At 72.2% G+C, this 21,048-nt stretch carries 23 protein-coding genes; 10 read left to right on the forward strand and 13 right to left on the reverse strand.

What is annotated here, in order from left to right:
• Window positions 1-22: 22 nt before the first annotated feature.
• The 4 genes from qcrB to ctaE all read right to left on the reverse strand — a co-directional run bounded on the left by qcrB (window position 23) and on the right by ctaE (window position 4,312).
• Entirely contained in the window at window positions 23-1,654 is a 1,632-nt protein-coding gene (gene qcrB, locus ACL02O_RS28060) for a cytochrome bc1 complex cytochrome b subunit (protein ID WP_412821176.1), read from the reverse strand.
• Window positions 1,651-2,739 carry a cytochrome bc1 complex Rieske iron-sulfur subunit gene (gene qcrA, locus ACL02O_RS28065; protein WP_412821177.1) on the reverse strand — a complete coding sequence of 363 codons (1,089 nt, stop codon included), beginning with the start codon at window positions 2,737-2,739 and terminating at the stop codon, window positions 1,651-1,653. The genes qcrB and qcrA overlap by 4 nt, the downstream gene beginning before the upstream one ends.
• A 67-nt stretch (window positions 2,740-2,806) precedes the next feature.
• Window positions 2,807-3,640, reverse strand: a complete 834-nt coding sequence (qcrC, locus tag ACL02O_RS28070; protein ID WP_412821178.1) for a cytochrome bc1 complex diheme cytochrome c subunit — start codon at window positions 3,638-3,640, stop codon at window positions 2,807-2,809.
• A 72-nt stretch (window positions 3,641-3,712) separates the two neighbouring features.
• A complete protein-coding gene (ctaE, locus tag ACL02O_RS28075) occupies window positions 3,713-4,312 on the reverse strand; it encodes an aa3-type cytochrome oxidase subunit III (protein ID WP_412821179.1) in 600 nt (199 codons plus the stop codon).
• Between the two features lie 108 nt (window positions 4,313-4,420).
• Between ctaE and ACL02O_RS28080 the strand changes: the two genes are divergently transcribed.
• From ACL02O_RS28080 to ACL02O_RS28095, 4 genes are all read left to right on the forward strand, one after another.
• On the forward strand, window positions 4,421-5,377 hold the full coding sequence (locus tag ACL02O_RS28080) for a cytochrome c oxidase assembly protein (protein WP_412821180.1): 957 nt from the start codon (window positions 4,421-4,423) through the stop codon (window positions 5,375-5,377).
• Window positions 5,378-5,469: 92 nt separating this feature from the next.
• Window positions 5,470-5,868 carry a hypothetical protein gene (locus tag ACL02O_RS28085; RefSeq protein WP_412821181.1) on the forward strand — a complete coding sequence of 133 codons (399 nt, stop codon included), beginning with the start codon at window positions 5,470-5,472 and terminating at the stop codon, window positions 5,866-5,868.
• 138 nt (window positions 5,869-6,006) lie between these two features.
• Window positions 6,007-7,053 (forward strand): anthranilate phosphoribosyltransferase, encoded by a 1,047-nt coding sequence (gene trpD, locus ACL02O_RS28090; RefSeq protein WP_412821182.1) that lies wholly within the window; start codon window positions 6,007-6,009, stop codon window positions 7,051-7,053.
• A 140-nt stretch (window positions 7,054-7,193) separates the two neighbouring features.
• Complete coding sequence (locus ACL02O_RS28095; RefSeq protein WP_412821183.1) at window positions 7,194-7,403, forward strand: hypothetical protein; 210 nt, start codon at window positions 7,194-7,196, stop codon at window positions 7,401-7,403.
• A 287-nt stretch (window positions 7,404-7,690) separates the two neighbouring features.
• Here the strand turns inward: ACL02O_RS28095 and ACL02O_RS28100 are convergent, their stop codons facing one another.
• Window positions 7,691-8,116 carry a cytochrome c oxidase subunit 4 gene (locus tag ACL02O_RS28100; protein WP_412821184.1) on the reverse strand — a complete coding sequence of 142 codons (426 nt, stop codon included), beginning with the start codon at window positions 8,114-8,116 and terminating at the stop codon, window positions 7,691-7,693.
• Between the two features lie 10 nt (window positions 8,117-8,126).
• On the reverse strand, window positions 8,127-9,098 hold the full coding sequence (gene ctaC / locus ACL02O_RS28105; RefSeq protein WP_412821185.1) for an aa3-type cytochrome oxidase subunit II: 972 nt from the start codon (window positions 9,096-9,098) through the stop codon (window positions 8,127-8,129).
• Window positions 9,099-9,349: 251 nt separating this feature from the next.
• Here ctaC and ACL02O_RS28110 point away from each other — a divergent pair, with 251 nt between their 5' ends.
• Both ACL02O_RS28110 and ACL02O_RS28115 read left to right on the forward strand, forming a co-directional pair.
• Complete coding sequence (locus tag ACL02O_RS28110; protein ID WP_412821186.1) at window positions 9,350-10,501, forward strand: cysteine desulfurase family protein; 1,152 nt, start codon at window positions 9,350-9,352, stop codon at window positions 10,499-10,501.
• Window positions 10,498-10,728: a sulfurtransferase TusA family protein gene (locus ACL02O_RS28115; RefSeq protein WP_412821187.1), complete on the forward strand. Its 231-nt coding sequence runs from the start codon at window positions 10,498-10,500 to the stop codon at window positions 10,726-10,728. Before ACL02O_RS28110 ends, ACL02O_RS28115 begins: the two co-directional genes overlap by 4 nt.
• A gap of 121 nt (window positions 10,729-10,849) precedes the next feature.
• On the opposite strand, the gene ACL02O_RS28120 is transcribed toward ACL02O_RS28115, so the two are convergent.
• From ACL02O_RS28120 to ACL02O_RS28135, 4 genes are all read right to left on the reverse strand, one after another.
• A complete protein-coding gene (locus tag ACL02O_RS28120) occupies window positions 10,850-11,410 on the reverse strand; it encodes a P-loop nucleotide/nucleoside kinase family protein (RefSeq protein ID WP_412821188.1) in 561 nt (186 codons plus the stop codon).
• The gene (locus ACL02O_RS28125; protein WP_412821189.1) at window positions 11,407-12,384 is read right to left on the reverse strand and encodes a carbohydrate kinase family protein; all 978 of its coding nucleotides are present in this window, start codon (window positions 12,382-12,384) and stop codon (window positions 11,407-11,409) included. The genes ACL02O_RS28120 and ACL02O_RS28125 overlap by 4 nt, the downstream gene beginning before the upstream one ends.
• 272 nt (window positions 12,385-12,656) lie before the next feature.
• Window positions 12,657-13,025 (reverse strand): iron-sulfur cluster insertion protein ErpA, encoded by a 369-nt coding sequence (gene erpA, locus ACL02O_RS28130; protein WP_073833647.1) that lies wholly within the window; start codon window positions 13,023-13,025, stop codon window positions 12,657-12,659.
• Between the two features lie 241 nt (window positions 13,026-13,266).
• On the reverse strand, window positions 13,267-14,427 hold the full coding sequence (locus tag ACL02O_RS28135; protein WP_412821190.1) for a glycerate kinase family protein: 1,161 nt from the start codon (window positions 14,425-14,427) through the stop codon (window positions 13,267-13,269).
• A gap of 44 nt (window positions 14,428-14,471) precedes the next feature.
• Here ACL02O_RS28135 and nadA point away from each other — a divergent pair, with 44 nt between their 5' ends.
• The 3 genes from nadA to ACL02O_RS28150 all read left to right on the forward strand — a co-directional run bounded on the left by nadA (window position 14,472) and on the right by ACL02O_RS28150 (window position 17,900).
• Window positions 14,472-15,647, forward strand: a complete 1,176-nt coding sequence (gene nadA / locus ACL02O_RS28140; RefSeq protein WP_412821191.1) for a quinolinate synthase NadA — start codon at window positions 14,472-14,474, stop codon at window positions 15,645-15,647.
• Between the two features lie 212 nt (window positions 15,648-15,859).
• Complete coding sequence (murA, locus tag ACL02O_RS28145) at window positions 15,860-17,215, forward strand: UDP-N-acetylglucosamine 1-carboxyvinyltransferase (protein WP_412821192.1); 1,356 nt, start codon at window positions 15,860-15,862, stop codon at window positions 17,213-17,215.
• Window positions 17,216-17,252: 37 nt separating this feature from the next.
• A complete protein-coding gene (locus ACL02O_RS28150) occupies window positions 17,253-17,900 on the forward strand; it encodes a DUF3043 domain-containing protein (protein ID WP_412821193.1) in 648 nt (215 codons plus the stop codon).
• Between the two features lie 49 nt (window positions 17,901-17,949).
• On the opposite strand, the gene ACL02O_RS28155 is transcribed toward ACL02O_RS28150, so the two are convergent.
• The 3 genes from ACL02O_RS28155 to ACL02O_RS28165 all read right to left on the reverse strand — a co-directional run bounded on the left by ACL02O_RS28155 (window position 17,950) and on the right by ACL02O_RS28165 (window position 20,673).
• The gene (locus ACL02O_RS28155) at window positions 17,950-18,942 is read right to left on the reverse strand and encodes an ABC transporter ATP-binding protein (protein ID WP_412821194.1); all 993 of its coding nucleotides are present in this window, start codon (window positions 18,940-18,942) and stop codon (window positions 17,950-17,952) included.
• A complete protein-coding gene (locus tag ACL02O_RS28160; protein ID WP_412821197.1) occupies window positions 18,939-19,730 on the reverse strand; it encodes an ABC transporter permease in 792 nt (263 codons plus the stop codon). Before ACL02O_RS28160 ends, ACL02O_RS28155 begins: the two co-directional genes overlap by 4 nt.
• A 91-nt stretch (window positions 19,731-19,821) precedes the next feature.
• Complete coding sequence (locus ACL02O_RS28165) at window positions 19,822-20,673, reverse strand: ABC transporter permease (RefSeq protein WP_412821195.1); 852 nt, start codon at window positions 20,671-20,673, stop codon at window positions 19,822-19,824.
• Window positions 20,674-20,835: 162 nt separating this feature from the next.
• On the opposite strand from ACL02O_RS28165, the gene ACL02O_RS28170 reads away from it, so the two are divergent.
• A partial coding sequence (locus ACL02O_RS28170) for a hypothetical protein (RefSeq protein ID WP_412821196.1) occupies window positions 20,836-21,048 on the forward strand: 213 nt, incomplete at its 3' end.

The following is a 21,048-nucleotide window of genomic DNA, read 5'->3' on the forward strand; positions in this document are numbered from 1 at the left end:
ACGGTTCGGTCGTACGCGAGGGTCAGCGACGGCTCTCGCCGCTGCCGATCTCCTCCCGCTCCGGTCGGGGCTCGACCGGGGGGTGCCCCGGCGAGACCGGCGCCTCGGCCGGCCTCTCGATCGGGTAGAAGAAGCCCCGGATCGCCGGGCCCAGCGCGCCCAGCCGGTTCATCTTCTTGGGAACGACCCAGCCGACGTAGTCCAGCGCCGGGCCGTGCCCGTCGTGGCCGTCGACCGCGCTGAGCGGCTGGTGCACCTCGACGAACCGGCCGTCCGGCATCCGCTTGATGATGCCGGTCTCCACGCCGTGGGCCAGCACCTCCCGGTCGTGCTGCTGCAGACCGAGGCAGAGGCGGTACGTGACGTAGTAGGCCAGCGGCGGCAGGATCAGCAGGCCGATCCGGCCCGCCCAGGTCGTCGCGTTCAGGCTGATGTGGAACTTGTCGGCGATGACGTCGTTGCCGCCGGAGAGGGTCAGCACGACGTAGAAGGTCAACGCCATCGCGCCCACCGCGGTGCGGGCCGGGACGTCCCGGGGCCGCTGGAGCAGGTTGTGGTGGCGGTAGTCCTTGAGGCGGCGCGCCTCCAGGAACGGGTACATCGTCGACAGGCCGACCAGGACGCCGGGAAGCACCACCGTCGGCCAGAACAGCGGCGGGATGACGTACCCGTGGCCGATCGGGATGCTGATCTCCCAGCCCGGCATGAGGCGGGTCGAGCCGTCGAGGAACATGACGTACCAGTCGGGCTGGCTGGCGGCCGAGACCACCCACGCCTCGTACGGGCCGAAGTACCAGATCGGGTTGATCTGGAACAGGCCACCCATCAGCGCGATCACGCCGAAGACGACCATGAAGAAGCCGCCCTGCTTGAGCGCGTAGCGCGGGAACATCCGCTCGCCGACGACGTTCTCGTTGGTCCGGCCGGGGCCGGGCCACTGGGTGTGCTTCTGCTTGAAGACCAGGCCCAGGTGGACGCTGATCAGCGCCACCAGCAGTGCCGGGATGAGCAGCACGTGGGCGATGAAGAACCGGCTGATGATGATCGTGCCGGGGAACTCCCCACCGAAGATCGACGAGGTGAGCCAGGAGCCGATCACCGGGATCGACAGCATGATCCCGGAGGCGATCCGCAGACCGGTGCCGGAGAGGCCGTCGTCCGGCAGCGAGTAGCCGGTGAAGCCGGCCAGGAAGCCGACCCAGAACAGCAGCGAGCCGATGATCCAGTTCGTCTCACGCGGCTTGCGGAACGCGCCGGTGAAGAAGATCCGCAGCATGTGCACGACGATCGCGGCCATGAACAGCAGCGCGGCCCAGTGGTGCATCTGCCGCATGATCAGACCACCCCGGACGTCGAACGACAGGTCCAGGCTGGAGGCGTACGCGGCCGACATCGGGGTGCCCCGCAGCGGCGCGTAGCTGCCGTTGTAGACCACCTCGGTCATCGACGGCTCGAAGAAGAAGGTCAGGAAGACGCCGGTCAGCAGCAGGACGACGAACGAGAAGAGCGCGATCTCGCCCAGCAGGAAGGACCAGTGGTCCGGGAAGACCTTGTTCAGCAGCTTGCGCAGCGGGGTCGCCGCCTGGAAGCGGTCGTCCACCGCCCCGGCGGTCTTGGCCGGCACCGCTGCTACGTCAAACTTTCGGCGCTTCATGGCCGCTCCCAGAAGTCGGGACCGATGGTTTCGGTGTAGTCGGACTTCGCCACGAAGAAGCCCTCCTCGTCCACCTCGATCGGCAGCTGCGGCAGCGGCCGGTTCGCCGGGCCGAAGACCGGCTTGGCGTTGTCGGTGATGAGGAACTGCGACTGGTGGCAGGGGCAGAGCAGGCGGTTGGTCTGCTGCTCGTAGAGGCTGGCCGGGCAACCGGCGTGCGTGCAGATCTTGGAGAACGCGACGTAGTTGCCCCACATGTAGTCGCCGTGGCCCTTGCGTGCGTTGGCGGCGCGCGACTTCTGCGCGTCGTCCTCGCGCAGGTGGATCAGCAGGGTCGGCGAGTCGGCGTACTTGTTGCTCACACCGCCGTCGACGCCGGGGAAGACGGTGAGCTGGCCGCCGGCGCTGACGTCGGCCGGGCGGATCGGCCGGCCGTCCTCGCGGATCAGCCGAATCTTCTCGCCGTTGGGGCCCGGCTTGAAGCCGGTGGTGAACATCTGGTTGTTCTTGTGCGGGTTGGAGATCAGGCCACCGACCAGCGGCGCCGCGGCGACCGCGCCGACCGGCAGCAGGCCGGCCATCAGCGAGGCGCCGAGCAGCGGGCGACGCTTCACCCCGAGTTCGTCGGCCATGTAGAGGATCGTCTCGCCGGTGAGCCGGCGGTCCTCCGGTGAACTCGGCTGGTCGTGCCGGTCCTGGATCGAGACCTCCTTGGGCAGCAGCTTCTTGCCCCAGGTGAGGATGCCGAAGCCGATGCCGAGGAGCGCGACGCCGAGGGTCAGGCCGAGCAGCGGGGTGTAGAACTTGTCACCGCCCCGGCCGGCCTCCCACTGCCAGGGCCACCAGATGTAGATGATCAGGAACGCCGTGGCGGCGGCCCCGGTCAGCAGGAACATCATGGCGACCGTACGGGTCAGCCGGCGCTCCGCCTTGCTGCCCGCGACGACCTGCGGCTCGTAGTGGACGATCTCGATGTCGTCCCGCCGCGCGCCCTCCTCGACGATGTCGAACCGGGAGAGCCGGGGGTCGTTCAGGTCGAGCGGTTCCCGGCCCTGCGGAGCCTGGTGCTCGGTGTGGGTGCTCATGCCGTCACCTCGCTACGGGTGGCGCCGGGGGTCGACGCCACAGCACTGAAACGAATGATCCGCTCGGTCACGACTTGCCCGCAATCCACAGGCTCGTGAAGACCAGCGCGACGATGCCGACCAGGAAGATCGCGAGACCCTCGGTCGACGGGCCGTACCGGCCCAGGTTGAAACCGCCCTGGTCCTGGGTCGCCTTCAGGTTCTCCTGGATGTAGGCGATGATGTCCGCCTTCTGCTCCGGAGTGATCTGGTTGTCGCCGAACACCGGCATGTTCTGCGGGCCGCTCAGCATGGCGGCGTAGATCTGGCGGTCGCTGGCCGGCTTGAGGCTCGGCGCGAACTTGCCCGAGGAGAGCGCGCCGCCGCCGGCGCCGAAGGCGTGGCACTGCGAGCAGTTGATCCGGAACAGCTCACCACCGGTGGAGATGTTGGCGCCCTCGCGCAGGTTGCCCTGCGGCACCTGCGGACCGCCGCCGAGCTCCTGGATGTACTGGCCGAGCTGGCGCACCTGCTCGTCGGTGAACTGCGGGGGCTTGCGCTGCGCCTGGGCCTCCTGCCGGACCATCGGCATGCGGCCGCTGCTGACCTGGAACTCGACCGAGGCCGACCCGACGCCGATCAGGCTCGGACCGCGTCCCGTGACGCCCTGGGCGTTGCGACCGTGACAGGTCACACAGCTCACGTCGAACAGCGCCTTGCCCTCGTTGGCGGCGGCGCTCAGGGGCGGGTTGTCCTGCGCCTGCACGCTGGGGGCGAAGACGGTGTAGGCGCCGCCGGCCAGCATCAGCGCGGCGGTCAGGCGGACCGCGGCACCCAGCCGGCGGCGGCCCCTGCTGCGCGCCACGGGCCGCCCGCGCAGCCGCGCGAGCAGACCGCGTCGGCGGTCGTTGTCAGAAGTCATGACCTGTGTCCTTAACCGGTTGGACCTTGTCTCAGGGGACGGAGCAGCGGCGCGGTACGTGACGCGCCAAGATCACTGGAGCCAGTAGATCATGGCGTACAGCCCGATCCACACGACGTCGACGAAGTGCCAGTAGTAGGACACGACGATGGCCGACGTCGCCTGCGCCGGCGTGAACCGGCCCATGGTGGTGCGGACCATGAAGATGATGAACGCGATCAGACCGCCGGTCACGTGCAGGCCGTGGAAGCCGGTGGTCAGGTAGAACATCGACCCGTACCCGTCGGCGTTGATCTTGACGCCCTCGCCGACCAGGTTCCGGTACTCGTTCGCCTGGCCGAGCACGAAGATCAGACCCATCACGAAGGTGATCGTGAACCACCGGCGCAGGGCGTGGACATCACCCTTCTCGGCCGCGAAGACACCGAGCTGGCAGGTCACCGAGGAGAGCACCAGGATCACCGTGAAGGTGGTCGCGTAGGGGATGTTCAGCACCTCGGTGTGCTTCTCCCACTGCTCCGGCGCCGCCGCGCGGATGGAGAAGTACATCGCGAACAGCGCCGCGAAGAACATGAGTTCGCTGGAGAGCCACACGATCGTCCCGACGCTGACCATGTTGGGTCGGGTCAGGGAGTGGATCCGGCTCTTGTCAATGGCTGGGGCCGCAGTCACGCGGTCATTATTGCCCTTGACCGGGACCGACGATCAGCGGGGTCGGAAACCTGTGCCGAGAGTGGCCCGATCGAGGTCGTCCGCTTCGCCTGACCTACCCTGAAAAGCGTGCTGCACGTCGATCAGATCCGCGCCGCCACCTCGGGTGCCGTCGCGACGACCCTGGCAGGCGGCGGCGAGACCGTCCCGCCGCCGTTCACCGTCACCCGGGTCTTCACCGAGAACGAGCTGAACAACTGGCTCGCCCTCGGGGTGGTGCTCGCCGCGGGCCTCTACCTCTACGGCGTGTACCGGCTGCGGCTGCGCGGCGTCCGCTGGCCGGTGATCCGCACGGTCTTCTTCCTCGGCCCCGGCCTGGGCGGCATCGCCGCCGTGACGCTGAGCGGCCTGGGCGCGTACGACACCACGCTGCTGTCCGTGCACATGATCCAGCACATGGTGCTGTCCATGGTCGCGCCGATCTTCCTGGCGCTCGGCGCCCCGGTGACCCTGGCCCTGCGCACCCTGCCGGTGCGCCCTCGCAAGCGGCTGCTGGCGATCGTGCACAGCCGGATCGCCCGGGTCTACAGCTTCCCGCTGGTGGCGTTCACCATCTTCGTGGTGAACCCGTTCGCGCTCTACTTCACCGACCTCTACGAGTACACCCTGCGGCACGAATGGGCGCACGAGCTGGTGCACGCCCACTTCATCGCCACCGGCTGCGTCTTCTTCTGGCCGCTGCTCGGCCTCGACCCGCTGCCGGGGCGGTGGCCGTATCCGGCCCGGGCGCTGCTGATGTTGCTCTCCGTGCCGTTCCACACCGTGCTCGGGCTGACCATCATGCAGAGCACCGTCCTGCTCGGCGGCGACTGGTACCCGTCGCTGCACCTGGGCTGGTCCGACCCGCACAACGACCAGGTCGTCGCCGGCGGGGTGCTGTGGGCCGGCGGTGAGTTCGTCAGCGTCACCATGCTGGCCGTGCTGGTCGTCCAGTGGATCAGGCAGGCAGAGCGCGAGGCGCGCCGGCTGGACCGCGAGCTGGACCGCCAGGAGGCCCGCGAGCGCGCCGCGGAGACCACCGCCTGAGCGTCCCGCGGGGTGCGCCAGGGCGGGCCGTCCGGCCGGATGTGACGCCCGCTACGATCAGCGGGCAGCTACGAGGTGGGAGCCAGCCAGCGATGAGCGATCGTCTTTGCACCGTCCTGCTCTACAGCGACGACCCCAAGGTCCGCGACCGGATGCGGCTGGCCGTCGGTACCCGGCCCGCGCCCGGGCTGGAGATCGAGTTCGTCGAGGCCGCCGACTACGCCGGGTGCGTCCGGCTCGTCGACGAGTACGAGATCGACCTGCTCCTGCTCGACGGCGAGGCGACCCCGGGCGGCGGCATCGGCATCGCCCGCCAGATCAAGGACGACCGCGACGACGCCCCGCCGACCTGCCTGGTGATCGCCCGGGCGGCCGACCGCTGGCTGGCCGCGTACGCCGAGGTCGACGCCACGCTCACCTTCCCGCTCGACCCGGTGACCACCGGCACCACCGTGGCCGAGCTGCTGCGGCGCACACACGCCGCGGCCTGAGTCAGCCAACCGGCGTCACGGCAAGGGGGCCGTGACGCCGACGCTCCGGCCACGATTCGGCCTCCGTGCCGCCCGGCGGCACTGCGGACCGGACGAAGGCCGCCACACCCGCTCTCCAGCCCGCTCGGGAGGCCCGCCATGGGCGAACGGACCTGGCCGCTTCTGCTCAACGCGCTGCTGCGCGGCGAGGAGCTCTCCACCGCCGACACCGCCTGGGCGATGGACGAGATCATGACCGGCTCGGCCAGCCCGGCGCAGGTGGCCGGCTTCGTGGTGGCGCTGCGCGCCAAGGGCGAGACCCCCGCCGAGCTGGCCGGCCTGGTCGAGGCGATGCTCGGCCGGTCGGTCAAGGTCGAGCTGCCGGAGGAGATCCGGGCCACCGCGCTGGACGTGGTCGGCACCGGCGGCGACCTCGCCCACACCGTCAACATCTCCACCATGACCGCGCTGGTGGTGGCCGGCGCGGGCGTCCGGGTGGTCAAGCACGGCAACCGCGCCGCGTCCTCCTCGTGCGGCACCGCGGACCTGCTGGAACACCTCGGCATCCCGCTGGACCTGACGCCCGAGCAGGTGGCCCGGTGCGTCGTCGAGGCGGGCATCGGCTTCTGCTTCGCGGGCCGGTTCCACCCCGGGATGCGCCACGCCGGCCCGGTGCGCCGGGAGATCGGCGTGCCGACCGCGTTCAACTTCCTCGGCCCGCTGACCAACCCGGCCCGGCCCCGGGCCGGCGCGGTCGGCTGCTTCGACCTGCGGATGGCCCCCGTGATGGCGGCCGTCTTCGCGGCCCGGGGCGACTCGGTCGTCGTGATGCGCGGGGAGGACGGGCTGGACGAGTTCACCACCGCGGCCCCGACCCGCGTCTGGGTGGCCCAGCAGGGCACCGTCAGAGAGGCGCTGCTGGACGCGGCGGAGCTGGGGGTACCCCGGTCCACCCTGGCCGACCTGCGGGGCGGTGACGCGACGTACAACGCCGGCGTGGCCCGGCGGCTGCTGGCCGGGGAGACCGGTCCGGTCCGGGACGCGGTGCTGGTGAATGCCGCCGTGGCGCTGGCCACCCAGGGCCCGCTCGACGGGGACCTGCCCGAGGCGCTGCGGGCCGGCATGGCGCGGGCGGCCGAGTCGATCGACTCGGGTGCGGCGTCGGGCGCCCTGGACCGCTGGCTCGAGGTGTCCCGCTCCCTCTGACGCTCCCCCCGGCCCGACGGTGGCCGGACGGCCCGGGGCCGGGTCCGTTCCGGAAGGTGTCGGATCGCCGTGCCAAACTACACGGGAGTAATTTTCCTCTTTCGGCCATACGCCGGGAACCGGAGCGAGAGGAGACGCCCGTGTCGGACCGCGAGCTCTACTGCGACAACTGCGAGGGCGTCGTACTGTTCGAGGCGCCGCCCTGCGTCGACGGGCACGGCGCGGACTGCCCCGAGCTGGCCTGCAGCGGCTGCGGCGCGGCCCTGCTGATCGCCACCTTCGCCTTCCCCGCCCCGCGCCTCGACCGCCGCCACCGCACCGCGCGCCGCCCCCGCCCCCGCGCCGCCTGACCCCGCCCGCGACACCCCGCGTACGCCGCCGACGTTCCCGTCCGCCCCACCGCCGCGACGGCCCGTCGAGCCGGCACGAGAACTTGAAGCGTCGCCGTCGACTGCGAACGGCGACACTCCAGGATCTGGCCGGTCCGGCCGCGTGATGCTCACTAGGTTGGCGGCCACGAACGGGCGGACCGCACCGCCAGCCTCATGGCCAACGGGAACGACGTACCCCGGGAAAGCCGGCACACGGGAAAGGCCCACGCCCCTCCAGGGGCGTGGGCCTTTCCCGTGTCGTCAGGTCAGTGCTCGGCGGTGCGCCGGGTGCCGCTGTAGTACTCGAAGAGCAGACCGCAGGCGGCGAAGATCACCGCGACCAGGCCGGCGCCCAGCAGCCACATCTGCCAGTAGACCAGGCCGAGCCCGGCGATCGCCGCGGCCAGGGCCAGGCCGAACGGCCAGTAGCTGCCCGGGCTGAAGAAGCCGACCTCGCCCGCGCCGTCGGCGATCTCGCCGTCCGGCCGGTCCTCCGGGCGCAGGTCGATACGCCGGGAGACGAACCAGAAGAAGCCGCCGCACATCGTGGTCAGCAGGCCGGAGAGCAGCAGCGCCACCGTGCCGACCCACTCGACCCGGCCGCCCTCGCCGTACGTCCAGGCGGCGTAGAGCACCGCCACGCCGAACAGGAACGTCGAGACGATGAGGAAGATCTTCCACTCGGTCTTCATGCCGGCCCCCTCAGCTGCCCGCGCCGGCCGACGCGTCGGACTGGTTGAAGTTGTTCTTGGTGCGCCGGGTGTCGTACGGCACGGTCTTCTGGGCGTACGGCTTCTCGCCGATCGCCGTGAGCGCCTCCTGCGTCGACTTGCCGGCCTTCTTGGCCGCCAGGAACTGGTCGAACTTGTCGGGCGAGACGACCCGCAGCTCGAAGTTCATGAAGGCGTGGTAGGTGCCGCACAGCTCGGCGCAGCGGCCGACGTACGCGCCCTCCTGGTCGATGCTGGACACCTCGAAGCTGTTCCGGATGCTGCCCGGGAAGACGTCGCGCTTGAACAGCAGCTCCGGCACCCAGAAGGAGTGGATGACGTCGCGGCTGGTCTCCTCGAACCGGATCGACTTGCCGCTCGGCAGGACCAGCACCGGGATGACCTCGCTGGTGCCGAGCGTCGAGGCGACGGTTTGCGCGTCGCGGCCCTGGCCGTCGCGGTAGTTGAACTGCCAGTTCCACTTGAAGGCGACGACCTCGACGGTGACGTCCGGGTTCTTCGACTCCTTGTTCACGTCGGTCTGCACGACCGCCGTGTAGTAGAAGAGCACGGAGACCACGAGGATCGGCGCGATGGTGTAGAGGAACTCCATCGGCAGGTTGTAGCGGGTCTGCACCGGCAGCGCGTTGCCCCGCTTCCGGTAGCGGATCACGCACCAGAAGATGAGGCCCCACACGAACACGCCGACCGCGAGCGCCGCGATGCAGGATGCGATCCACAGGTCGTACATCCGGTGGGCCTGCGGCGTGATGCCACCCTGCGGCCACCCGAAGCCGCCGAACGTCTTGCCGACGTCGCAGCCGGTGAGCAGAACCAGCAGCGCGGCTCCGCCGAGACCGAGCCCGGCAAGCCGACCAGCACCACGCCGCCGGCGTCCACCGGCCCCCGGGGAAGCGCTGTGCCGTACGGCCGACGACCGTACCTCCGAACTCCTTGCGACCACCTGGTCCTGCCTCCCTAGCGCGCCGCGGTGGTTGTTTCGCTCGACACCGACGGCAAAGGCGTCACCGACGGTCGCAGATTACTCGACCATGACGGGCCTGACCGCCTTGGGGTCACTGTCCGCCCCCATCGGGGGGATCTTGCCGGTACCGACGCGATAGCGTGAGTGTTCGTGAGCGAGCGCAGCGGACGACGCGGCAGGCTCGGTGGCGCGGCGCCGCGCGCCGCCGACGAGCGGAGCGAGGCGGTCTCGTGAACACAACCCCGGTCTACCTGGACGCGGCCACCGCCGCGCCGCTGCACCCGGTCGCCAGGCAGGCGCTGCTGGCCGCCCTGGACGACGGCTGGGCCGATCCGGCCAAGCTCTACAGCCAGGCCCGGCGGGCCCGCCAGCTGCTCGACGCCGCCCGCGAGGCCGCCGCGCAGACCCTCGGCGTCCGCGCCGACGAGCTCTCCTTCACCCCCAGCGGTACGGCGGCAGCGCACGCCGCGGTGCTGGGCGGCCTGGCCGGCCGGCGGCGGGTCGGGGCCCGGCTGGTGCACTCCGCGATCGAGCACTCGGCGGTGCTGCACGCCGCCGAGCGGCACGTGGCCGGCGGCGGGGATGCGGTCTCCGTACCGGTGGACCGGCTCGGCCGGCTGGACCTGGACGCCTGGGCGACGGCGCTGTCCGGCCCGGGGGTGGCCCTCGCCGCGCTGATCGCCGCCAGCCACGAGGTGGGCACGGTGCAGCCGGTGCCGGCGGCGGCGGAGTTCTGCGCCGAGGCGGGCGTGCCGCTCTACGTCGACGCGGCGCAACTGGTCGGTCGGGCCCCGCTGCCGGCCGGCTGGTCGATGCTGACCGCCAGCGCGCACAAGTGGGGCGGGCCGCCCGGGGTCGGCCTGCTGGTGATCCGCAAGGGCACCCGCTGGGAGTCGCCGTTCCCGGCCGACGAGCGGGAGTCGGGACGTACCCCCGGGGTGCTGAACCTGCCCGCGGTGGTGGCGGCGGCGGCCAGCCTGCGCGCGGCGGCGGCCGACGCGGCGGCCGAGGCGACCCGGCTGGCGCCGCTGGTGGACCGGATCCGCGACCGGGTGGCGGCCGACGTGCCGGACGTGGAGGTGGTCGGCGACCCGGTGGACCGCCTCCCGCACCTGGTCACCTTCTCCTGCCTGTACGTCGACGGCGAGGCGCTGCTGCACGCGCTGGACCGGCGCGGTTTCGCGGTCTCCTCCGGCTCCTCCTGCACCTCGTCCACGCTGCGGCCGTCGCACGTGCTGGAGGCGATGGGGGTGCTGTCGCACGGCAACGTGCGGGTGTCGCTGCACCGCGAGACCGCCGAGGCGGACGTGGAGCGGTTCCTCGCCGAGCTGCCCGGGATCGTCGCCGACCTGCGCGCCGAGGCCGGGGTGGCGGGCCTGTGACGCAGCCGGACGAGGTGCTCGACTGCCGGGGACAGCGCTGCCCGCTGCCGGTGATCAACCTGGCCCGCCGCCTGCCCGAACTGCCGGTCGGCGCGGTCGTCCGGGTGCTCGCCGACGATCCGGCCGCGGCGGTCGACATTCCCGCCTTCTGCCGCCTGCGCGGCCACGACTTCCTGGCCGCCCACCCCGACCGGGGCCCCGCCTACGACATCCGCCGCACCCACTGACCCTGTCCCCTCCCCGCCCCACGCCCCCGCTTCGCGCTGATTCCCGGAAACAGTGGCTGTTCCACGCTCGAAGGCCACTCTTTCCGTGAATCAGGCGCGGGCGCGGGGCGGGGCGGGCGGGTCAGCGGAGGTAGGCGAGGATGCCGGGGAGCGGGTCGGTGTCGACGGCGGTGTCCACCACCAGGCGCGGGCCGATGATCGGCTCGTACTCGGCCCGGCGCAGCAGCGTCTGCTCCCAGGTCGGGTGGTACTCGTCGGGTGGGCGGGCCTCGACCCGGCGGCGGTGCTCGGCCTCGTCCCCGCAGTGCACCTCGATCACCCGCAGCGGCACCCCGGCCCGCTCGGCCAGGTCGTGCCAGAGGCCGCGGGCGCTGGCCACCGGGTTCACCGCGTCGACCACCACGCTCAGTCCGAGCCCGAGCTGGACCTCGGCCAGCCCGGCGACCGCGCCGTACGCGGCCATCCCGGGCACGTCGCCGACCAGGCCGTACCGACCCAGGGCCCGCTCCACCGGATCGACCGGCAGGACCGGGGCACGCAGCGCGGCGCCGACCCGGACGGCGAGCGTGCTCTTGCCCGCGCCCGGCAGCCCCGCGAAGGCGACCAGCAGCGGGCCGCCCACGCCGGGGCGCACCGCGCCGGGCTCCACCCCGCCGTCGGGAGCCGGTGCGCCGGTCGTCACGGCAGCAGGTGCGGCCGGACGTCGTCGGCGGCCTCGTCGCCGTAGGACTCGGCGAGCCGCTTGACGAACAGGTCCCGTCGGACCTCGTACTCCTGGCCGCCGAAGTTCTCCAGCACCAGAGTGGCCAGCAGACAGCCCACCTGGGCGGCCCGTTCCAGGCTGACGCCCCAGTTCAGGGCGGCGAAGAAGCCGGCCCGGAAGCCGTCGCCGACCCCGGTCGGGTCGACCGCCTGGATCTCCCGGGCGATCGGCACGTGGATGGTCTCGAAGTCCCGGCTGGCGATCTCGACGCCCTGCTTGCCCAGGGTGGTGACCCGGACCTTCACCCGGTCCAGCAGCTGGCTGTCGCTGAGCCGGGCCTTGCTCTGCAGCAGCGACTTCTCGTACTCGTTGGTCATCAGGTAGCCGGCACCGTCGACCAGGTTGAGCACGTCCGCGCCGTCCATCCGCGCGAGCTGCTGCGACGGGTCGGCGACGAAGGCGTAGCCGCGCTCCCGGCACTCCTCCGAGTGGCGGAGCATCGCGGCCGGATCGTTGGCGCTGACCAGCACCAGGTCGAGGCCGCCGAGCCGCTGCGCCACCGGGGCCAGCTCGATGTTGCGGGCCTCGCTCATCGCGCCGGCGTAGAACGAGGCGATCTGGCACATGTCGAGGTCGGTGGTGCAGACGAAGCGGGCGGTGTGCGCCACCTCGCTGACGTGCACCGAGTCGCAGTCGACCCCGTGCCGCTCCAGCCAGGAACGGTAGTCGGCGAAGTCGGCGCCGACCGCGCCGAGCAGCACCGGGTGCAGGCCCAGCTGAGCCATGCCGAAGGCGATGTTGGCGGCGGTGCCGCCGCGACGGAGCACCAGCTCGTCGACGAGGAAGGACAGGGAGACCTTGTCGAGCTGGTCGGCGATGAGCTGTTCGGCGAAGCGGCCGGGAAAGCTCATCAGGTGGTCGGTCGCGATCGAGCCGGTCACGGCGATCTTCATGTCAACCCTCGTGGTCGGGAGCACGGCGCGGGTCAGCCTACCGGTCCGATCGGCGCGCCGGTCGCAGGTCGGTCGAGGGGAGGTCAACCACCGTACGGTCGACCGTCACCGGACGGATACCGCCGCGCAGCACCCGGACGATACCGGGCAGGGCGGCAGACAGCGGCGGGGCCGCCCCCGGTCCGGGAGCGGCCCCGCCGCTGTCGTCGCTGGGCAGGCCGGCCCTGCCCGACGTGGCGGGCGGACCGGCGCGGCGCCGGCGCTCGGTCGACTCAGCTGAAGGAGTCGCCGCAGGCGCAGGAGTTGCCGGCGTTCGGGTTGTCGATGGTGAAGCCCTGGGCGTCGATCCGGTCGGCGAAGTCGATCGTCGCTCCGGCCAGGTAGGGGGCGCTCATCCGGTCGACGACGACCTCGACACCGTCGAAGTCGGTGACGATGTCACCGTCGAGCGACCGCTCGTCGAAGAAGAGCTGGTACCGCAGGCCGGAGCAGCCGCCCGGCTGCACGGCGACCCGGAGCCGCAGGTCGTCGCGGCCCTCCTGCTCGATCAGGGCCTTGACCTTCTGCGCCGCGACGTCGGTGAGGACGACGGTGCTGGGGGCCTTGGCCTCGGTCGACTCGGTCTGCGCTGGCGTGGTCACGTGGAAATCTCCCTGCGCGGTATGGGTCCGGACGCACTGGCCAACGTCGCGCGTCCGCCAGTGATTCCCGGTGTGGTCCAGATCCGATCGTACGCCGCCACGCCGGGAGTCACCTCCGGTGGCGGAACCGTGGCGCGTGAGCCGCACCGCAGGCCAGTGCCCCCCGGGCGCCGGTCGACGCGGGTGGCGGTTCGGTGAGGGCCGGATTCCGCCGCGCCCGGGCGGGGCCGGCACCGCCGGCTCAGCGGCTCCACTGCCGGGCGAGCCGCCCGCCGAGCGCGCGCAGCCCCTCGGCGGGTCGGCTCATCGCGGCCGCCACGCCGCCGCTCTCCTCGCCGCCGAAGTGCTCCACCAGGCTGTACGCCTCGGTCACCCCCGCCGCCGCGGCCTCCCGCCGCCCGGTGCTGACCCGACCGGCCAGCACCACGCACGGCACGCCCCGGTCCCGGGCCGCCCCGGCCACCCCGGCGACGACCTTGCCGCGCAGCGACTGGTGGTCGAAGGATCCCTCCCCCGTGACCACCAGGTCGGCGGCGTCCAGCGCGGCGTCCAGGCCGATGGCCCGGGTGACCAGTCCGATGCCGGACTCGCACCGGCCGCCCAGCGCCAGCACCGCCGCGCCCAGCCCGCCGGCCGCCCCACCGCCGGGCAGCACGCCCAGCCCGGGCGGGCAGCCGGGCAGTTCCCGCTCCAGCACGCCTGACCAGCGCTCCAGCGCGGCGTCGAGCAGCAGCACGTCCTCCCGGCCGGCGCCCTTCTGCGGGCCGTAGACGTTGCTGGCCCCGTGCAGCCCGAGCAGCGGGTTGTCGACGTCGGTGGCGGCGACCAGGGCGACGCCACGCAGCCGGGGCGCGCCGTCCAGCGCGGCCACCGCCGCCAGGGCCGCCCCGCCGTACGGCAGGGCCCGGCCGGCCTCGTCCAGCGCGGTGACGCCGAGCGGGGTGAGCATGCCGGCGCCCCCGTCGTTGGTGGCGGAGCCGCCCAGCCCGATCACCACGGTCCGCGCGCCCGCCTCGACCGCGGCGGCGACCAGCAGACCCAGCCCGTACGAGGTGGTGATCTTCGGGTCGCGCTCGGCGGCCGACAGCAGGTGCAGTCCGCAGGCCTGGGCGCTCTCCAGGTAGGCGGTGCCGTCGTCGGTGAGCAGGATCTCACCGGCGGCGGGGCGGCCGAGCGGGTCGACGGTCGGCACCGGCAGTCGCCGGCCGCCGAGCGCCTCGGCGAGCACGGCGACGAACCCGGGGCCGCCGTCGGCGAGCGGCCGGACCAGCAGTTCGTCGCCGGGGGCCACCTCCCGCCAGCCCTCGGCCACCGCGGCGGCCACCTCTAGGGCCGGCAGCGTGCCGGCGAACTTGTCGGGGCAGAGCAGCACGCGCATGCCGAGCAGTGTGGCAGGCCACATCGGGGACGGCTGCGGTCCGGCCGCGCTGTGGGACCATGGGAGGCGTGACTTCGACCTGGGTTGAGCCCTCCAACACCGCCACTGCGCTGCTGCTCCTCGGCCGCGGCAGCGACCCCGCCACCGAGCGTGGCGTGGAGTGTCCGGGTGACCTCCCCGCGCCGAGCGACCCGGATCTGGTGGCCCGGGCGGCGGCGGCCAAGGCCGCGCTCGGCACGAGGGTCTTCGTGCTGGGCCACCACTACCAGCGCGACGAGGTGATCCAGTTCGCCGACGTGACCGGCGACTCGTTCAAGCTCGCCCGGGAGGCGGCGGCCCGCCCCGACGCCGAGTACATCGTCTTCTGCGGCGTGCACTTCATGGCCGAGAGCGCGGACATCCTCACCTCGGACAGCCAGAAGGTGATCCTGCCCGACCTGGCCGCCGGCTGCTCGATGGCCGACATGGCGGTGCTGTCGCAGGTCGAGACGGCCTGGGACGTGCTGACCGAGCTGGGCGTCGCGGCGGACACCGTCCCGGTGACGTACATGAACTCCTCGGCCGACATCAAGGGCTTCGTCGGCCGGCACGGCGGCGTGGTCTGCACCTCGTCGAACGCCAAGCGGGCGCTGGACTGGGCGTTCGAGCAGGGGCGCAAGGTGCTCTTCCTCCCCGACCAGCACCTGGGCCGCAACACCGCGGTGCTGGAGATGGGCCTCTCGCTGGACGACTGCGTCCTCTACGACCCGCACAAGCCGAACGGCGGGCTCACCCCGGAGCAGCTCCGGGACGCCAAGATGATCCTCTGGCGCGGGCACTGCTCGGTGCACGGCCGCTTCACCCTGGACAGCGTCAACGACGTGCGGGAGCGGGTGCCCGGGGTCAACGTGCTGGTCCACCCGGAGTGCCGGCACGAGGTGGTCACCGCCGCCGACTTCGTCGGCTCGACCGAGTACATCATCAGGACCATCGAGGCGGCCCCGGCCGGCTCGGCGTGGGCGGTCGGCACCGAGCTGAACCTGGTCCGCCGGCTGGCGCTGGCCCACCCGGACAAGCAGATCATGTTCCTCGACCGGGCGGTCTGCTACTGCTCGACGATGAACCGGATCGACCTGCCGCACCTGGTCTGGGCGCTGGAGGAGCTGGTCGCCGGTCGGGTGGTCAACCAGATCACCGTCGACCCGGACACCGCGCGGCACGCCCGGGCGGCGCTGGACCAGATGCTCGCCCTGCCGGGCGCCTGATCACGCTCGGTCACGGCACTGGTACGGAATAGCACCGGAATCCCCGGTTCATGCCCTCACTGGTGATGTGACCGATTCCATTTTCGTCACGGAGGGCTATGCTGCCGGGGCGACGACACGCGGGCCGTTTTCCCGTGGCCGCATTGCGGGTAGCGATGTGAATCGTGCACCCCACCCATCTACACGGCAGCAGAAGCGCGCTGGAGGTTGCGTTGACCGACGACGTCCTGGTCGTACACGGAGGCACTCCGCTTCAAGGGCGGATCCGCGTGCGCGGCGCGAAGAACCTCGTGTCCAAGGCGATGGTCGCCGCCCTGCTGGGCGACACCCCCAGCCGGCTGTTCGACGTGCCGCGGATCCGGGACGTCGAGGTGGTCCGCGGGCTGCTCGGCCTGCACGGGGTGAAGGTGAGCGACGGCGAGGAGGACGGTGAGCTGGTCTTCGACCCGTCCAACGTCGAGAGCGCCAGCACCGACCAGATCAACGTGCACGCGGGTTCCAGCCGGATCCCGATCCTGTTCTGCGGTCCGCTGCTGCACCGGCTCGGTCACGCCTTCATCCCCGACCTGGGCGGCTGCCACATCGGTCCGCGCCCGATCGACTTCCACCTCCAGGCGCTGCGGGAGTTCGGCGCGACGGTCGACAAGACCCCGGAGGGGCTGCACCTGTCGGCGCCGAACGGCCTGCACGGCACCAAGTTCGCCCTGCCATACCCGAGCGTGGGCGCGACCGAGCAGGTGCTGCTCACCGCGGTGATGGCCGAGGGCGTGACCGAGCTGCGCAACGCGGCCGTCGAGCCCGAGATCATCGACCTGATCTGCGTGCTGCAGAAGATGGGCGCGATCATCAAGGTGCACACCGACCGGGTGATCGAGATCCAGGGCGTGAAGCGGCTCAGCGGCTACACCCACCGGCCGATCCCGGACCGGATCGAGGCGGCGAGCTGGGCGGCGGCCGCGCTGGCCACCCGCGGCCACGTCGAGGTGCTCGGCGCCCAGCAGGCCGACATGATGACCTTCCTCAACATCTTCCGTTCGGTCGGCGGCGAGTACGAGGTGACCGACCTGCGCCCGCCGCGGGCCGGCCGCCCGGGCCAGGAGGGCGGCATCCGGTTCTGGCACCCGGGCGGCGAGCTGAACGCGGTGGCGCTGGAGACCGACGTCCACCCCGGCTTCATGACCGACTGGCAGCAGCCCCTCGTGGTGGCGCTGACCCAGGCCCGGGGCCTGTCGATCGTCCACGAGACGGTCTACGAGCAGCGGCTGGGCTACACCGAGGCGCTGAACACGATGGGCGCCAACATCCAGGTCTACCGGGACTGCCTGGGCGGCACCCCGTGCCGCTTCGGCCGGCGCAACTTCAAGCACTCGGCGGTGATCGCCGGCCCGAGCAAGCTGCACGCGGCCGACCTGGTCATCCCGGACCTGCGGGCGGGGTTCAGCCACCTGATCGCGGCGCTCGCGGCCGAGGGCACCTCCCGGGTGTACGGCGTCGACCTGATCAACCGGGGCTACGAGGACTTCGAGGCCAAACTGGCGGACCTGGGCGCGCACGTCGAGCGTCCGTAACGTCACGCCGCTCTTTTCCGCGCCCGGTGCACCCGCGATGTGCACCGGGCGCGTGCGTTTGGCTACCCTTGCCGGCGTGCCGTCGCTGTTTCGCCGCAAGCCCGCCGACCTGGTCGATGAGTCCGTCACCTCGGTGACGACCGACGAGGAGTCCACCGCTGCCCGTTCCCGGGGCCACACCCCGAGCAAGAAGGAGCTGGGGCAGGTCACCCCGAAGCGGCCGGCCACCGGCCGCCGCCCGACCGCGCCGGCCAGGCCGCTGACCAAGGAGGAGTCCCGGGAGCAGCGCCGGGCGTCCCGCGCCGAGGCGGCGGCGGAGTTCCGGCGCGAGGGCGGCCCCCGTGACCGGGGCCCGGAGCGGCTGCTGGCCCGCAACGTGGTCGACTCCCGGCGTACGGTCGGCACCTGGTTCTTCGGTGGCGCGCTGATCGTGCTGGTCGGCTCCAACCAGGCCATGCCGCCGATCGTCCGGTTGCTCTCCAACGTGCTGTGGGGCCTGCTGGCGCTCGGTGTGGTGATCGACTCGTTCCTGATCTCGCGAAAGATCAAGAAGCTGGTGCGCGAGCGTTACCCGAAGAGCACCGAGCGGCTCGGCTCGCTCTACTTCTACGCGATCATGCGCTCGATCACGTTCCGCCGGATGCGCGCCCCGGCGCCGCGGGTGAACATCGGCGACAAGATCTGACCGCTGCGCCCGGCGCTTCCGTCCGGGCCGGCCGTCGAGGGGGGACCCGTCACGCCCGAGGCGTCGTCAGGGCCCCCTTCCCTCCCGCCGGGGCCCGGTAGAGCCGGGCCACCACCTCCTCGATGTCCGGCTCCACGATCGAGATGTCCCGCAGGGTGGCCAGCCCGGCCAGGCCGGCGACCACCTCGGCGACGGTCGCCGACTCCAGCGCGAAGACCAGCCGGCGCCCGTCCGCCTCCACCCGCTGCAACGGCGCGCCGGGCAGCTCCGGCGGCTCCGGCAGCGCCGCGTCCAGTTCGGCGATCACCATCCGCCGGGAGCCGTAGCGGCTGTGCAGGTCGGCGATCGACCCGTCGTGCACCACCCGGCCGTGGTCGATCACCACGAGACGGTGGCAGAGCCGTTCGATGTCGGCCAGGTCGTGGGTGGTCAGCACCAGCGTGGTGTCGCCGGCCCGGCCCAGCTCCGCCAGGAAGCCGCGGACGGCCTGCTTGCTCACCACGTCCAGCCCGATGGTCGGTTCGTCGAGGAAGAGCACCTCCGGGCCGTGCAGCAGGGCGGCGGTCAGCTCACCGCGCATCCGCTGGCCGAGGGAGAGCTGCCGGACCGGGATGTCCAGGAACTCGTCGAGGTCGAGCAGCCCGCGGCAGCGGTTCAGCCGTGCCGCGTGCTCGCCCGCCGGTACCCGGTAGACGTGCCGGAGCAGCTCGAACGACTCGCGCAGCGGCAGGTCCCACCAGAGCTGCGAGCGCTGCCCGAACACCACGCCGATGCGCATGGCCAGCCGGGTCCGCTCGGCCACCGGACGCAGCCCGCAGACCCGGGCCTGCCCCGCCGAGGGCATGAGCACGCCGGTCAGCATCTTCAGGGTGGTCGACTTGCCGGCGCCGTTCGGGCCGATGTAGCCGAGCATCTCGCCCCGCTCCACCCGCAGGTCGATCCCGTCGACCGCGGTGACCGTCCGCTTCTCCCGGCGCAGCCGCCCGGCCTTCACCCGGACCGTGAAGTCCTTGCGCAGCCCGCTCATCTCGATGACGTTCATGATCCCGTGCTCCGGTAGTGACGGATCCCGACCCGCCAGGCCAGGGTGGCGACCGCCGCGGCGACCAGCGCGACCCCGGGCGCGGCCCAGCCGGCCCAGCCGGGCAGGCCGAGCGGGTCGGCCCGGCCGAGCAGCGCCAGGGCCGGGTGGTAGCTGACGAAGGCGAAGCCCATCCCGTACGCGAAGAGCGCGCGGAACCAGCCGCCGTAGACGGTGACCGGGTAAGCGGTGAAGTCGCGCCCGCCGTAGGTGACCGAGTTGGCCACCTCGCCCGAGTCGATCCAGTAGAACGAGACGGTGGCGGTGGTGACGAAGACCGCCCCGAAGAAGACCACCCCGGCGAGCGGCGCGACCAGCACCAACGCCCACCGGCCGGCGGTCCAGTGGAGGCCCGCCGAGGCGAGCGACGCGACCAGCACGGCGAGGCCGAACACCGCCCGGGACACCTTGCGCACCGGCAGGTCCATCAGCAGCAGCTGGGGCAGGGCGGCCAGCGGACGGACCAGTACCGCGTCGAAGAGGCCGGTGCGGACGTACCGGGGCAGCCGCTCGATGTTGCCGACCAGCAGGTCCGCGGTGGCGAACGCGAACGACGACAGGCCGACGATCACCAGCGTCTCGTGCAGCGTGAAGCCGCCCAGCTCGCGGGTGACCCCGAAGAGCACGAACACGGTGACCACGTCGAACACGGTGGCCCCCACGTTGCCGACCAGGTCCACCACGAACGACGTCCGGTACGCGGTCTGCGCCCGGGCCTGCGCCCCGAGCAGCGCCCGGTACGCGCCCAGCGCACCCGGCCGCCGGCCGGCCGGCTCCGGACCGCCCGGCCGCTCCTCGCCCGGCGAGGCGGGCGCCGGGGTGTCGGTCAGCGTCCCCGGCTCAGCCACCCTGCACCACCAGCCGGCGCTCGGCCCGGCGCTGCACCAGCCGGCAGAGGGCGAGCACCGCGACCGCCCAGCCGGCCTGCACGCCGACCAGGCCGAGCTGCACCGGCGTCGGCTCCCGCTCGACCAGCACGTCGAGCGGGATCTGCAACAGGCTCGGGAACGGGGTGCCGTACCGCAGCACCGCCTCGAGCCCGCCGGGGAGGAAGGCGAGCGGGAAGTAGAGGCCGGCGAGCACGTTGGAGGAGAGCGTCCAGAGGATCATCGGCCCCCGGACGTCCTGCAGCCAGTACGCGGTGGCGTTGACCAGGTAGCGGCAGCCGAAGCAGACGATCAGGGCCAGCAGCACGGAGAGCACGAACAGCGGCAGGGTGGCCGGGCGGCGGGGCAGGTACACGTCGAAGAAGAGCAGGCCGATCAGCATCGGCGGCACCAGCCGGGCCAGCGCGGCGAACCCGGCCCGGCCCAGGTCGGTGGCGAGATAGCTGGTCACCGGGTGGATGGGCCGGAGCAGGTCGGCGGCGATCTCGCCGGTACGGATCCGGTCGGCCAGCTCGGTCCAGCCCCAGATCGCGAGGACCGCCAGCAGTCCCTGCCCGACCCAGACGAAGGTGGCGAGCTGCGCGCGATCGTAGCCCGCGACCCGGCCCGACGCGTCGGCCGCCGCCAGGAAGACGTAATAGCGCAGCAGACCGAAGACCGTGTTGGTGACGACTCCGGCCACGGCGGCCTGCCGGTAGGTGGCGTACCGGCGGAAACCGGATGCTGCTATCGCGCCGAATGTCCGAAACCATCGGGTAACGTTTGGGTCCGTGGGCGGTGCCACAGTGGCGGTGACCGAGCCCACGCCGCTACCCTCCTTCCGCAGCCACGACGTACCGGACCGCGCGACTCTACCGGCACGTCCGGTGCCCCGCGCGACAATTTGCAACGAGGTGAAATTCGCCGTGAGCGAGCGACGCGAGCCGGCCCCGGGGCCGCGCCGCGCGAGCGGCGACAGGACCCCCCGATGAGCGGCTACGACCGCTGGCGCGAGCCGGCCGAACCCTCGTGGGCCGCCGAGCCGACCCACGAGTGGCGGCCACAGTTCCCGGGGCAGCGCTACCCGGGCGACATCGGCATCGAGCACCTCACCCCGCCCGCGCCGCGCGGCCGGGCCGCCGTGGTCGGCCGGGCCGAGGTCCACCCGGAGGGCCCGGCGCCGGTGGCGGAGGACGCGTAT

Source organism: Micromonospora mangrovicola (assembly GCF_047200535.1).
Taxonomy (GTDB): Bacteria; Actinomycetota; Actinomycetes; order Mycobacteriales; family Micromonosporaceae; genus Micromonospora.